At 73.7% G+C, this 14,081-nt stretch carries 10 protein-coding genes; 7 read left to right on the top strand and 3 right to left on the bottom strand.

What is annotated here, in order from left to right:
* Positions 1–116: 116 nt before the first annotated feature.
* Together lon and ACZ7N4_RS35190 are read left to right on the top strand one after the other, a co-directional pair.
* Entirely contained in the window at positions 117–2,546 is a 2,430-nt protein-coding gene (gene lon, locus ACZ7N4_RS35195) for an endopeptidase La (RefSeq protein ID WP_471367219.1), read from the top strand.
* A 175-nt stretch (positions 2,547–2,721) separates the two neighbouring features.
* A complete protein-coding gene (locus tag ACZ7N4_RS35190) occupies positions 2,722–3,792 on the top strand; it encodes a serine/threonine-protein kinase (RefSeq protein ID WP_471367216.1) in 1,071 nt (356 codons plus the stop codon).
* 273 nt (positions 3,793–4,065) lie between these two features.
* On the opposite strand, the gene ACZ7N4_RS35185 is transcribed toward ACZ7N4_RS35190, so the two are convergent.
* On the bottom strand, positions 4,066–6,426 hold the full coding sequence (locus tag ACZ7N4_RS35185; protein WP_471367213.1) for a SpoIIE family protein phosphatase: 2,361 nt from the start codon (positions 6,424–6,426) through the stop codon (positions 4,066–4,068).
* A 278-nt stretch (positions 6,427–6,704) separates the two neighbouring features.
* A complete protein-coding gene (locus ACZ7N4_RS35180) occupies positions 6,705–7,577 on the bottom strand; it encodes a lysozyme (RefSeq protein WP_471367211.1) in 873 nt (290 codons plus the stop codon).
* 251 nt (positions 7,578–7,828) lie between these two features.
* On the opposite strand from ACZ7N4_RS35180, the gene ACZ7N4_RS35175 reads away from it, so the two are divergent.
* Positions 7,829–8,320, top strand: coding sequence for a MarR family winged helix-turn-helix transcriptional regulator (locus tag ACZ7N4_RS35175; RefSeq protein ID WP_471367209.1), 492 nt, complete (start codon positions 7,829–7,831; stop codon positions 8,318–8,320).
* Positions 8,321–8,505: 185 nt separating this feature from the next.
* Here the strand turns inward: ACZ7N4_RS35175 and ACZ7N4_RS35170 are convergent, their stop codons facing one another.
* Complete coding sequence (locus ACZ7N4_RS35170) at positions 8,506–9,294, bottom strand: protein phosphatase 2C domain-containing protein (protein WP_471367206.1); 789 nt, start codon at positions 9,292–9,294, stop codon at positions 8,506–8,508.
* A gap of 385 nt (positions 9,295–9,679) precedes the next feature.
* On the opposite strand from ACZ7N4_RS35170, the gene ACZ7N4_RS35165 reads away from it, so the two are divergent.
* From ACZ7N4_RS35165 to ACZ7N4_RS35150, 4 genes are read left to right on the top strand one after another with little or no spacing between them, the layout of a single operon-like run.
* Complete coding sequence (locus ACZ7N4_RS35165; RefSeq protein ID WP_471367204.1) at positions 9,680–12,502, top strand: sensor histidine kinase; 2,823 nt, start codon at positions 9,680–9,682, stop codon at positions 12,500–12,502.
* Entirely contained in the window at positions 12,499–12,996 is a 498-nt protein-coding gene (locus ACZ7N4_RS35160) for a roadblock/LC7 domain-containing protein (protein ID WP_471367200.1), read from the top strand. Before ACZ7N4_RS35165 ends, ACZ7N4_RS35160 begins: the two co-directional genes overlap by 4 nt.
* A complete protein-coding gene (locus tag ACZ7N4_RS35155; RefSeq protein ID WP_471367198.1) occupies positions 12,993–13,418 on the top strand; it encodes a DUF742 domain-containing protein in 426 nt (141 codons plus the stop codon). The genes ACZ7N4_RS35160 and ACZ7N4_RS35155 overlap by 4 nt, the downstream gene beginning before the upstream one ends.
* The gene (locus ACZ7N4_RS35150; RefSeq protein WP_471367195.1) at positions 13,399–14,055 is read left to right on the top strand and encodes a GTP-binding protein; all 657 of its coding nucleotides are present in this window, start codon (positions 13,399–13,401) and stop codon (positions 14,053–14,055) included. The genes ACZ7N4_RS35155 and ACZ7N4_RS35150 overlap by 20 nt, the downstream gene beginning before the upstream one ends.
* Positions 14,056–14,081: the final 26 nt, after the last annotated feature.

Here is a 14,081-nt window from a genome sequence, read left to right as displayed (position 1 = left end):
TCGCCGGCACCCCTTCGGCGCACATGATCGCTCACAGCGAACACCCTCACGGGAACAATGGGCGGCGCCAGAACATTGAGTCGGCATAGCTCAAGTTGACTGCCGAAGGGGAAATCATGGCTGCTGAGTCACCGGCGTTCACGCTGACCCTGCCCGTGCTGCCGCTCGACGACGAGGTCGTGCTGCCCGGGATGGTGGTTCCGCTGGACCTGAGCGACGCCGAGGTGCGGGCCGCGGTGGAGGCCGCGCAGGCCGCCGCCCGTTCCGAACCCGGGAAGCCCAAGGTGCTGCTGGTGCCGCGCGTCGACGGCACGTACGCCAGGACCGGCGTCCTCGGCACGGTCGAGCAGGTCGGCCGGCTGGCCGACGGTGACCCCGGGGCCCTGATCCGCGGGCGGAGCCGGGTCCGCATCGGCGCCGGCACCACCGGACCGGGCGCCGCCCTCTGGGTCGAGGGCGCCCGGGTCGAGGAGGCCGTTCCCGAGCCGCTGCCGGGCCAGGTGGCCGAGCTGGTCAAGGAGTACAAGGCGCTCGCCACCACATGGCTGAAGAAGCGCGGCGCCTGGCAGGTCGTGGACCGCGTCCAGGCCATCGACGACGTGTCGGCCCTCGCCGACAACTCCGGCTACTCGCCGTTCCTGACCACCGAGCAGAAGGTCGAGCTGCTGGAGACGGCCGACCCGGTGGCCCGCCTCAGGCTCGCCACGCAGCAGCTGCGCGACCACCTCGCGGAGCAGGAGGTGGCCGAGACCATCGCCAAGGACGTCCAGGAGGGCGTCGACAAGCAGCAGCGCGAGTTCCTGCTGCGCCGTCAGCTGGAGGCGGTGCGCAAGGAGTTGCGCGAGCTGAACGGGGAGAACTCCAGGGATTCCGTCGAGGAGTCCGACGACTACCGCGCCCGCGTGGAGGCCGCCGGTCTGCCGGAGAAGGTCCGCGAGGCCGCCCTGAAGGAGGTCGACAAGCTGGAGCGCGCCTCCGACCAGTCGCCCGAGGGCTCCTGGATCCGCACCTGGCTGGACACGGTCCTGGAGATGCCGTGGAACGAGCGGACCGAGGACGCCTACGACATCCAGGGCGCGAAGGCGGTGCTGGACGCCGAGCACGCCGGTCTGGAGGACGTCAAGGAGCGCATCACCGAGTACCTGGCCGTGCGCAAGCGGCGCGCCGACCGCGGGCTCGGCGTCATCGGCGGGCGGCGCGGCGGTGCCGTACTCGCCCTGGTCGGCCCGCCTGGTGTCGGAAAGACCAGTCTGGGAGAGAGTGTCGCGCACGCCATGGGCCGCAAGTTCGTCCGGGTCGCCCTCGGCGGCGTCCGTGACGAGGCCGAGATCCGCGGTCACCGCCGTACGTACGTCGGCGCGCTGCCCGGCCGGATCGTGCGCGCCGTCAAGGAGGCCGGGTCGATGAACCCGGTGGTCCTGCTGGACGAGATCGACAAGGTGGGCTCCGACTTCCGGGGCGACCCGGCCGCCGCCCTCCTCGAAGTGCTCGACCCGGCGCAGAACCACACCTTCCGGGACCACTACCTGGAGGTCGAGCTGGACCTGTCCGACGTGGTCTTCCTCGCCACCGCCAACGTCCTGGAGGCCATCCCGGAGGCGCTCGCCGACCGGATGGAGATCGTCCGCCTGGACGGCTACACCGAGGACGAGAAGGTCGTCATCGCCCGCGACCACCTGCTCCCGCGTCAGCTGGAGCGGGCCGGCCTGGACAAGGACGAGGTCACGCTCGACGAGAGCGCGCTGCGCAAGCTCGCCGGCGAGTACACCCGCGAGGCGGGCGTACGGACCCTGGAGCGGTCCGTCGCCCGGCTGCTGCGGAAGATCGCCGCGCAGCACGAACTGGGCGAGCGGGAACTGCCGTTCACCGTCACCGACGGCGACCTGCGCGCGCTGATCGGCCGGCCGCACCACGTGCCCGAGTCCGCCCAGGACCCGGCCGAGCGCCGTACGGCCGTGCCCGGCGTGGCGACCGGCCTCGCGGTCACCGGCGCCGGCGGCGACGTGCTCTACGTGGAGGCGTCCCTGGCCGACCCGGAGACGGGCGCGGCGGGGCTGACCCTGACCGGCCAGCTGGGTGACGTGATGAAGGAGTCGGCGCAGATCGCGCTGAGCTTCCTGCGCAGCCACGGCGCCGAGCTGGAGCTGCCGGTGGCCGACCTCAAGGACCGGGGCGTGCACATCCACTTCCCGGCGGGCGCGGTGCCGAAGGACGGCCCGAGCGCGGGCATCACGATGACCACGGCCCTCGCCTCGCTGCTCTCCGGCCGCCTGGTCCGCACCGACGTCGCCATGACTGGCGAGGTCTCGCTGACCGGCCGGGTCCTGCCGATCGGCGGGGTGAAGCAGAAGCTGCTCGCCGCCCACCGCGCCGGGGTGACCACCGTGATCATCCCCAAGCGCAACGAGCCCGACCTGGACGACGTCCCGGCCGAGGTGCTGGACAAGCTGGACGTCCACGCCGTGACCGACGTCCGCCAGGTCCTGGAGCTGGCGCTCGCGCCCGCCACGAGCGAGTCGGCGCCGGAGGTTCCGGTCGCGGCGTGACGCCCGCTCCCGGAGGAGCGTCCGGATGAGCTCCGGTACGAGCTCCGGTCGAGCGTCCGGATGAGCTGCCGGACGCGGGAGGCCCGGGTCCCGTGAGGGAGGCCCGGGCCTTCCCCGTACGCGCCCCCCGTCCCGGCCATGGGCCCGAAAGGGGATCACTCGGTAGAATCAGGACGTGACGTGGGCTCCCGAGAGCGCCTCCGGCCTGATCGGGGCCGAGATCGCGGGCTACCGGGTGGAGCGCGAACTCGGCCGTGGTGGGATGGCCGTCGTCTACTGCGCCAAGGACCTGCGCCTCGGCCGCACGGTCGCCCTGAAACTGCTCGCCCCCGAGTACACCCGCAACGAGGCCTTCCGCAGCCGCTTCGCCCAGGAGTCCCGGGTCGCCGCCGCCATCGACCACCCCAACATCGTGCCGGTCTTCGAGGCCGGAGAGGCGGACGGGGTGCTGTACATCGCCATGTGCTTCGTGGCCGGCCTCGACCTGCGCGCCCTGCTCGACCGCGAGGGCCCCCTCCCGGTGCCGGCCGCGCTGCGCATCGCCGCCCAGCTCGCCTCCGCGCTCGACGCGGCCCACGCCCGCGACCTGGTGCACCGGGACGTCAAGCCCGGCAACGTGCTGATCACCAAGGGCATCGACAGCGACCACCCGGAGCACGTGTACCTCACCGACTTCGGGCTGGCCAAGAAGTCCCTGTCGCTCACCGGGTTCACCACGGCCGGCGAGTTCGTCGGCACGCTGGACTACGTGGCGCCCGAGCGGATCGCCGGGCGCCCGGTGGACGGCCGGTCCGACCAGTACAGCCTCGCCTGCGTGGTCCACGAGACCCTCGCGGGTGCCCCGCCCTTCCGGCGGGCGGACCACATGGAGCTGCTCTGGGCCCACCAGTACGACCCCCCGCCCGCGCTGAGCAAGGACCGGCCGGACATCCCCGCCGCCGCGGACGAGGTCCTGCGCCGGGCCCTGGCGAAGATCCCCGACGACCGCTACGACACCTGCCTGGAGTTCGTGGGTGCCCTGCGCGGTGCCGTCGGCGGCGCCGGCCGCGGCGCGTCCGCACCGGCGTCGGCCGACCTGCCCCCGGCCGCCCCCTGCGCGGACCGGGGCGCGCGGGAGGCCGAGGAGCCCGCGCCTCCCGAGCCGCACCCGCTTCCCCAGCCGGACCCGCTGCCCGAACCGCCGCCGCTGCCCGAGCCGCCCGAGCCCCCGTCCTGGGCCGGTCCCGTGCTCCGGGCGCCCCGCTAGGGCCGGGTTCGGGGCCGCGTTCTCCCGCCGTCAAGTCCCGAGACCCCGGAACATGACCCCGACCTGCCGTTCCGGCCTACTGGACGTACGGGCCGCACCGGAGACACCGGACACCGACCGGGGCCCGCGGAACGCGACAGGAGAGAACCGTGAAGAACACGATCCGTACCTGTGTGGTGCGCCAGTGGCTGCGGGGCAGGCGGCTGGCCGTGCTCGCCGTCACGAGCACCCGTACCCGGAGCACCACGGGCGGGGGCGCGTCCGCGTGCGGGGTCAGGGTGCCGTCAGCGACTGCTCCGCCCACACCGTCTTGCCCACCCGGTCGTGCCGGGTGCCCCAGCGCTCGGCGAGCTGGGCGACCAGCAGCAGGCCCCGGCCGCCCTCGTCGAAGATCCGGGCCCGCCGCATGTGCGGGGTGGTGCCGCTGGAGTCGTAGACCTCGCTGATCAGTTTGGTGCCCTGGTGGATCAGCCGGAGCCGGATGGGCGGGCGGCCGTACCGGATGGCGTTGGTGACCAGCTCGCTGACCATCAGCTCGGTGGTGAAGGAGGCCTCGTCCAGCCCCCAGGCCGTCAGCTGCTCGGTGGCGTACCGTCGGGCCCGGGAGACGACCGTGAGTTCGTCGTCCAGCTGCCAGGAGGCGACCAGGTCCTCGTGCAGCGCCCGGGTACGGGCCACCAGCAGGGCGATGTCGTCGTCGGGGCGGCGGGTGAGCAGCTCGGTGAGGACCCGGTCGCACACCGAGTCCAGTGACTTCGCGGGGCGGCCCAGCGCGGTGAACATCTTCTCCAGCGCCTCGTCGATGTCGTGGTCGCGGGCCTCCAGCAGACCGTCGGTGTACAGCGCCAGCAGGCTGCCCTCCGGCAGTTCCGTCTCGAACGCCTCGAAGGGCAGCCCGCCGAGCCCCAGCGGCGGCCCCGCGGGCACGTCGAGGAAGCGGACGACGCCGTCCGGGCTCACCACCGCGGGCGGCGGATGCCCGGCCCGGGCCAGGGAGCACCGGCGCGAGACCGGGTCGTAGACGGCGTACAGGCAGGTGGTGCCGATGCCGCCGGCGCTGTCCGCGTCCGGGTCGGCGCTGCCCTCGTCGGCGGCGAGCCGCAGCACCAGGTCGTCCAGGTGGGTGAGCAGCTCGTCGGCCGGCAGGTCGACGTCGGCCAGGGTGCGCACCGCCGTGCGCAGCCGGCCCATGGTGGCGGAGGCACGGATGCCGTGGCCCACCACGTCGCCCACGACCAGCGCCACCCGCGCCCCGGACAGCGGGATCACGTCGAACCAGTCGCCGCCCACGCCGGCCCGGGTCGCGGCCGGCAGGTAGCGGGTGGCGATCTCCAGGGCCTCCTGCTCGGGCAGCGTGTGCGGCAGCAGGCTGCGCTGCAGGGCCATGGTGGTGGTGCGGGAGCGCGCGTAGCCGCGGGCCTGTTCGATGCCGGCGGCGGCCTTGGCGGCGAACTCCTCGGCGAGCCGCAGCTCCTCCGGGCCGAAGGACCCCCGCTCCGGGTGCCGGCCGAACAGGGCGACGCCCAGCGTGCCGCCCGGGGCGAGCAGCGGCACCGCCAGCAGCGCGTGCGTCCCGGACGCGCGCACCCACGCGCCGCCCGGGTCCAGCGCCGCCCACTCGGCGACCGCCGGGTCCGCCGTGTCGTACAGCTGCGGGCCGGCGAGCGTCAGACAGCGGGCGGGCGGCGAGTCGGCCGGGCAGACGACCGCCTCGCCGACACATGTGCCGGAGCCGGGCCCCGCGCCGTCGGGGACCGTGCGCAGGGCGGCCCGGCGCAGCACGAACCGCTCCGGCCCGGGGTGGACGGTCCCGGTGCCGGTCAGCGGGGAGTCCAGCAGGTCGACGGTCATCGCGTCGGCCAGCCTGGGGACCGTCACCTCGGCCAGTTCCTGGGCGGCACGGGCCTGGTCCGCCGCCGTCCCGACGGCGGTGTCGGACTCGGCGGGGGGACGGGCACGGCCGGTGCGCTCCGGGGACGGCTGCTCCACGGACAGGCAGACGGCCCGCACCCTGCCGTCGGCGTCCTTCAGGGGGGTGAGGAGGGTGGCCCGGCCTAGGTCGGGACCGAGCCCGGCCCGCGACTCCTGCGGCCGGCCGGACTCCAGTGCCAGCCGCATCGCCCGGTGGGCCTCCTCGCTCGCGGCCCCCGGCACGATGTGGGCGAGGCTCAGCCCGCGCATCGCCGCCTCGGGCAGGGCGAGGGCGTGCTCCAGCCGGCGGTTCGCGCGGACCAGGCGCAGCTCCGCGTCGAAGATCGCCAGCGGAAAGGGGGACTGGAGGAAGGTCCACTCCTCCAGCGGTTCACCCCGGGGCGGCTGGGCCCGGGCCGTCACGGCGCTCACCACGAGCCAGTCGGTGGCGCCGGTGCCCGTGGTGCGGCGGTGGGCGAGCACGCCGAGTTCCAGGTGCCGGCCGTCCCGGTGGCGCAACGGGACGTTGCCGTTCCAGCGGCTGCGGCCGGCCAGCGCCCGCCGGACCGCGGCGGCGTCGGTGGCGAGGAGCGCGGTGGCGGGACGGCCGACCACGGCCGGGGAGTCGTAGCCGAGCAGCCGCCGCGCTCCCTCGCTCCAGCCGGTCAGGATGCCCTGCTCATCGATGGTGGCCGTGGCCGTGTACGTCGACTGTCGCTCCATCGCCGCTCATCTCGCCCTTGCTCGGCAGGCTCTCCTGACCAGCATGATCCCGGGCGGCGCGGAGCACCAACGCAGCGCGGCGCAACCGGTGGCCCCCACCGGCGGGACCCACCACCCGGCCGTCGGCCGGGCACCGGCGGCGACACCGGCGCCGTCCCGCACCCGGCCGGGCGCCCTGTCGCCGTGCCTGCCCCGGGCGCCCCGCGGGGCACCCGGCCGGGAAGGGACCCCGGATCCCTGACCGGGAGGGTGCCCGATCCCCGGCCCGCGGGGCTGTGTCAGCCCAGGGCCAGTGCCTGCACCCGGTCCAGCGCCCCGTTGAACTTGTCGTGGTCGCCGACGGTCGGGCCGGAGGAGGTGTACTGCCACATGGTGTAGTACGACCACCCGGCCGGCAGCGTCCCCGGGTCCGAGGCGTAGCGGGCGATCCACAGGGGGCTGTTCACCGCGAAGCCGCCGTGGTTGCCGGTGCACTGGGTCCACCAGCTGGCGGCCGTGTAGATCACCGGGTAGCGGCCGGTGCGTGACCTGTAGGTGTTGACGAAGTCGGTGATCCAGCCGACCATCTGGCTCGCGGTCTTGCCGTAGCAGGCGGCGCCGTACGGGTTCCACTCGATGTCGAGGGCGCCGGGCAGGGTCTTGCCGTCGCGGGACCAGCCGCCGCCGTGGTCGACGAAGTAGTTGGCCTGGGTGGCGCCGCTGGTGGTGTCCGGGGTGGCGAAGTGGTACGAGCCGCGGATCATGCCGACGTTGTAGGAGCCGTTGTACTGCTGGGCGAAGTACGGGTTCAGGTAGTACGTGCCTTCCGTCGCCTTCGTGTACGCCCAGCGGACCCCGCTGTTCCACAGGGTCGACCAGGCGACGTTGCCCTGGTAGGCGGCGACGTCGACGCCCTCCGTCTGGGTGGCGTCGCCGGTGCTGGGCGTGCCGTCCTGGCCGTCGTGGGCGAGGACGCCCATGCCCATGTGGGCGGAGCCGCGGCTGGGGGTGCTCGCGGCCTGCGCGGAGGTGAGCGGCAGAGCGCAGGAGAGCGCCGCGAGCAGGGCCGTGAGGAGGACGGCGCGGGGGCGCGGGCGGCGGAGGGGGCGCACGCGGGAGGAGGAGGCGGAGAAGAGGGGGGAGGGGGGCGAGCCGGGTCTGAGCACGGACATGTCGTGCCTCCGGGGAGTGGGGTGGGGGGAGAACTGCGCGAGCTGCGTGGGGGGCTCATGGCGCCGGCGCGTCCACTGGCGTGGGCATGCCATTAGGGGCCGTGGTAAAGAAGCTACGCACGTAGATACGGCGTGGGAAGGGGGTCCGGAGGACGCCGTTGGTCTACGCCTGCGAAATACTTACGGAGCTGCGGCAATGACGACATGTGACAGAAATTTTCAGGACCGCGAAACCGATCAGGGGTGCTGACGTGCACGAGGACGGAAACGGCGACGCGCACGGCGTCGCCGGGCAGGTGACGCCCAGTGGTGCAGACCAGGAGTTCCTGGCGCTGGAACGCGAGTTGACCGTGCTGCTCCGGCGTGCCCGCGCCAATCAGGGCGAGATGGCCCGGGAGGTCCACCCCGACCTGGAGTCCTCCGCGTACGGCCTGCTCATCCGGCTGGACGAGCTCGGCGGTCAGCGGGCCACGGAACTCGCCGCCTACATCGGCGTCGGCAAGGCCACCATGTCCCGCCAGCTGCGGGCCCTGGAGGACCTGGGGCTGATCGCCCGCGAACCCGACCCCGCCGACGGCCGCGCCTGGCTGGTCACCCTCACCGAGGAGGGCCGCCGCCGCGTCGGTACGGTCCGCGAGGCCCGCCGCGCCCGCTACGTCCGCCAGCTGGCCCACTGGGACCGCAGCGAGGTCTCCGAGCTGGCCCGGCTGCTCCACGAGCTGAACGGCGTCATGGCGAAGTAGTCCGGTGGTCGGGCACGGGGGCCGGGGGTGGTCCGGTGGTCGGGCACGGGGCCGGGGGTGGTCCGGTGGTCCGGCACGGGGCCGAGGGTGGTCCGGTGGTCCGGCACGGGGCCGAGGCTGGTCCGGTGGTCCGGCACGGGGGCCGAGACGGACGCCCCCGCCGCCGGCCGTGCCCGAACGGCGGCTCACAGCTCCGCGAACACCACCGTCGCGTCGTCGTGCGTCTTGCTCCGCCCCAGGAACGCCCGCTCCTCACGGTCCGCCGCCTCCAGCTCCCGTACCCGCTCCACCAGCGACCGGGCGCCGTCCTTCGCGACCACGTCGAACAGGGCCGTCCAGTCACCCTCCCGGAACGTCTCCGTCCAGCGGGTCGCGCCGTCCGTCAGCGCGGCCAGCGCCCGGACCTCGCGCCGGGGCAGCACGCCGGTGACCGCCCGCGCCGCCACCGCGGGATCGGCGGCGGCCGTGAAGAAGCCGCCCTCCCTGTTGCGCAGGTTCGCGTCGACCAGGGCGTCGGTGGCGAGCGCGGCGCGCGGCAGCCGGGCCAGCCGGTCGTCCAGCACCGGGGTGACCGTGCCGTCGGGTCCCTGCAGCAGCAGCGCCGCGTCGGACAGCACCAGGTACTCGACCTCGGCGGCGGACCAGCGGGTCAGGGCGACGGTTGCCTGGGGGGTGCGCGGGTGAGAAAGGTCACAGGCGCCCGCGTGGGCGTCGGCGGTACGGCGGATCGCCGTCGCGAGAATCTCCGGGAGCGTCAGATCTCGGCCGGAAACGGTCAGTTCGGTCAGCGCCCCGCCCAGGCGCGCGGTGAACCAGGGGACGGAATGCAGACAGCCCGTCCCGGCGCTCGGCGGTGTCACCCCGTCCAGGACGATCACGCAACCGCCCTGTCCGGAGGCGGGTAGTCCGACACCGGCGAAGTCCTCGTTGGGGCGGGACGCGTCGCCGGGTTCCGAAACGAGATCAGTGCGCATCCGGCCAGTCTGCACGAGCCCTTCACACGCCCCGGCAAAGGCCGGCAACCGTTCGGCGAATTCGGGTGACCACGCAGGTCAGGCGCCTGGTTTGGGGGGGAATGGGCCACTCCGGGAAGACGTGGTGGCGAATACTGCCAAAGCCAGCCGCGCGCGTCCAACCGGCACGGCGCACGGCAGCCGCGCACGCGCCAGAGGAACTTGCCCGCCAACTCCCCTCCGATGTTCACTCCTTCGGGTGGCGGGTCAGGTGATGCGCGACCACTGCCCACCGGCGCTGGGAGGGTCGGGAACCGTACGAACCGGGTGTACGCACCACTTGGCACCGATATGACGGGGCGCCACCCGGGCCCCTGGGTAGACGAGTTCAGGAATGCGAGCACCGGTGCAGAAGAAGCGGCCTCGGCGCACAGGCAGGCAGACGGCCCCCGAGGGGACCGTCCCCCAGACCCCCGTGGGCTCCGGCCGTCCCACTCATGTGCGCACCCGGCTGATCGTCGCCGTGGCCGTGGTGGCCGCCGCCGTGGCGGGAGCCGGCGCGCCCGCGCTGCTCACCGCCTCCGGGGACGTCAGCGACTCCCAGGAGCTGGTGACGCTCGCCGTCCGCACCCAGGACGCGCTCACCCTCGCCCACTCCCTGGCCGACGAACGCGACGAGGTCACCTCGTACATCGCGGCCGGCCGCCCCAAGTCCAAGGCACCCTCGGAGGACCGCAGCGCCCGCGTGGACCGGCAGGTCGAGGAGCTGCGCGCCGACACCGACACCCCGGCGGACCTGCGCACCACCCTCGACGGCATCGACGCGCTGCGCCGGGCCGCGCTCACCGGCAAGACCTCCACCCTCCAGACCCACCAGGCGTACTCGGCGACGATCACCGCACTGCACCGGCTCGCCGAGCAGCTGGCCGAGCAGATGCCCCCGCGGGCCGGCTCCGGCGCCCACGCCCTGGCCGAACTGGACTCCGCCGTCCAGCAGTCCGCCGCCGCCCGCGGCCTGCTGCTGGCCGCGCTGAACGTCCCCTCCCGCAGCCGGACGGTGATCGACCCCACCACCGGCCTGCCCACCACCTCCGCCACCGGCAGCGACGCGGACCGCGAACAGCGCGACGCGCTCACCGCCGCCGCCCAGCAGGCCCGGCTGCGCGCCGACGCGGCCCTCGCCGACTTCCGCGCGACCGCGCCCAAGGCCGCCGTGGACTCCTACACCTCCACGGTCACCGGCCCCGAGGTGAACTCGGCCGAGAAGTACCTGGCGACGCTCACCGACCAGCCCACCCTCGCCGACAGCGAGCTGACCACCGGCACCAAGAAGCTGGACGCGGCCCTGTCCGCCCGCGTCGACCTGATGCGCGGCGCCGAGTCCGCGCTCTACGACCACCGCGCCAAGGACCTCGAGAAGCTCCGCGACGACGACGTCACCGCGCTGGAGATCCGGGTCGCGGTCCTCGGCGCGCTGCTGCTGGTCGCGGTCGGCATCGCCACCGCCATGGCCCGCAGTCTGACCCGCCCCCTGTCGGTGCTGCGCCGCGGCTCCGCCCGCCTCGCCGAGGCCGAGGACCCGACGGCCCAGGACCCGATCGCCTTCACGGGCCGCAACGACGAGTTCGCCCAGGTGGTCCGCTCGGTCAACGCCCTGCACGCGCACGCGGCGGCCCTGCACGAGCGGGTCGCCACCCTGGAGACCGACCGCAAGCACCTGGTCGGCCAGCGGCAGAAGATGGCCGACGCCCGCGAGGAGCTGCGCGCCGAACTCGCCGACTCCGCCGCCCAGCTGGAGCGGCTGCGCACCAGCATCGGCTCCACCTTCGTCAACCTGGCGCTGCGCACCCTGGGCCTGGTCGAGCGCCAACTGGCCGTCATCGAGGGCCTGGAGGACCGCGAGCAGGACCCGGACCGTCTCGCCACGCTCTTCAAGCTCGACCACTTCGCCACGGTGATGCGCCGGCACAGCGAGAACCTCCTGGTCCTCGCCGGCACCGAGCACGTCCAGCAGCACCCCGGCCCGGTGCCGCTGGTCGACGTGGTCCGGGCGGCGGTCAGCGAGATCGAGCGCTACGAGCGCGTCCGCATCGCGGCCCTGCCCCCGCACGCGCACGTGGCCGGCTTCGCCGCCGACGACCTCTCCCACCTGCTGGCCGAACTGATGGAGAACGCCACCTCGTTCTCCCCGCCGGACCTTCCGGTGGAGGTCTCCGGCTGGCTCCTGGAGTCGGGCGAGGTCATGCTGTCGGTCCAGGACGAGGGCATCGGCGTGGCGGAGGACCGCCTCGCCCGCCTCAACGCCCGCCTCGCCGACTTCGACCCCGAGTCCCTCTACGACCAGGAGGGCGACGACGGCCTCGGCCTCGGCCTGTACGTCGTCGCGCGTCTCGCCCACCGCCACGGCGTCCGCGTGCAGCTGCGCGAGCAGAAGCAGGGCGGCCTCGCGGCGGTGGTCGTCCTTCCGTCCGGCCTCCTCACCGAGGCCCCGCCCACGGCCCTCCCGCCCCGCACCACCGTCCCCGGCGTCACGACCACCCGCACGCTCCCCGGCGCCGACGCGGAGGCCAACTCCAACGTCCTGCCCGCCCGCGCCAAGCACCAGGACCTCCTGGTCACCCTGGCGGAACAGGCGGTACGGGAGGCGGGCGAGGAGGCCGGCCAGGAGGCAGGCGAGGAGGCGCCGCGCGAAGCGCCGGCGGAGGCCCACGAGCAGGCCGCCCAGCCCGCCCGGGACACGGAGACCCGCCCGAAGCCCCCGGCGGAGACGCCCGCCGAGACGACGATGGAGCTGCTGCTCCCGGAGCCCCCGGCCGAGCCGGCGAACGACGCGGCGGCCCGTCCCCACGACCCGGCGGCCGCCGGCGGCGAGGACGCCCCCCAGGGACCGCACGCATCCGGCGACGGAACCCGCACCGACGGTGCGGGCGGGGAAGGGACCGACGCCGAAGGCGAAGCCGAGGCGGAGGAGGAACGGCTCACCAGCAAGGGCCTCCCCAAGCGCACACCCAGGATCACCGCCCCCGCCGCACCGCCCCGCCAGCGCAGCACCTCCGTCGACGCCGAGGCCCTGCGCCGCAGGCTCGGCGGTTTCCGCAGCGGAGCCCAGGCCGGCTATCGCGACGTGGAGACGGAGATCGCCGAACAGACGGCCAACACCAAGCGGCCGACCAGCCACGCACACGCCGAAGAAGCCACGGGGGGCACAGCCGAGGAGGCAAGCAGTTGACCGCGCCCACTACCTACGGACTGAGCAGTGAAGCCCGCAACCTGCACTGGCTGCTGACCAACCTGGTCGAGGAAGTACCCGGCATCCAGTCCGTCGCCGTGGTCTCCTCCGACGGGCTGCTCCTGCTGTCGTCCGACCCGGGCCACACCGAGCAGTCCCGCCAGGCCCGTCCGGCGAAGGGCCCCCGGGGCTCCTCCGCGGACCTCGCCACCATCGTCTCCGGCATCGGCAGCCTCACCGTCGGCGCCGCGAAGCTGATGGAGTTCGGCGGGGTCAAACACACCATGGTCGCGATGGAGGAGGGCAGCCTGTTCGTGATGTCGATCAGCGACGGCTCACTGCTCGGCGTACACGGTTCCGCCGAGTGCGACATGAGCGTCGTGGCGTACCACATGGCGCTCTTCGTCGGCCGCGCCGGGCACGTCCTGACGCCCGAACTCCGCAGCGAGCTCCGCAAATCCCTGGAGGCCGAGTCGACGGGGAGCGCCCGATGACCGGCACCGGGAGGAAGCCGGGGAAGTCGCAGCTCCCGGTCCGCGGCGGTGACCGCAAGCCCGCCCGCGTCCGCCCCTACTCGCTCACCGGCGGCCGTACCCGCTTCGGCCACGTCCTCCTGGTGGAGACGTTCGTGGCCGCGCTGGAGGCCCCGGAGGAGCGCAGGGAACTGACAAGTGCTCCGCTGTCCGCCCGGGTCATGCCGGAGATGCGGGCCATTGTCGAACTGTGCCGCCGTATGCGCACGGTGGCCGAGATCGCCGCGCTGCTGAAGATGCCGCTCGGCGTGGTCCGCGTCCTCCTGAGTGATCTCGCGGACCAGGGAAAGATCCGTGTGTACGGCACCGGAACCGGTCACGGCACCGGCCGCCCGGACCGCGCTCTGCTGGAAAGGGTGCTGAGTGGACTCCGCCGTCTCTGACGCCACCGCCTCCTTCGGGGGCACCCCCCTCGTCCCCGGGTTCGCCGAGCCGGACGAGGACCTGAGGGCCTGGCAGACGGACCGAACCCGCGCCCCCATCGCGACCAAGATCGTGGTGGCGGGCGGGTTCGGCGTCGGCAAGACCACCCTCGTCACCTCCGTCTCGGAGATCACGCCCCTGCAGACCGAGGCGCTGATGACCGAGGCCAGCGAGGGCACCGACGACCTGTCGGCCACGCCGGGCAAGCTCACCACCACCGTGGCCATGGACTTCGGCCGCATCACGCTCGACGACGACCTGGTGCTCTACCTGTTCGGCACGCCGGGCCAGCAGCGGTTCTGGTTCATGTGGGACGACCTGGTGCGCGGCGCGATCGGCGCCGTCGTCATGGCCGACACCCGCCGCCTGAAGGACTGCTTCCCGGCACTGGACTACTTCGAGAGCTGCGGACTGCCCTACGTCGTCGCGGTCAACCACTTCGACGGCAGCGAGCGGTTCGAGCCGGAGGACGTGCGCGAGGCCCTTACGATTCCTCCGCACATACCTGTCATGATCATGGACGCGCGGCGCCGGATCTCGGTGATCGAGACCCTCCTGGCCCTGGTGGCCCACGCGCTGGACGAAACCCCCGAGTAGTCCACGAACCGTCCCCAGCTCCCGTA

Source organism: Streptomyces sp. NPDC107654 (assembly GCF_055639035.1).
This window is presented reverse-complemented; position numbering and strand designations above follow the sequence as displayed.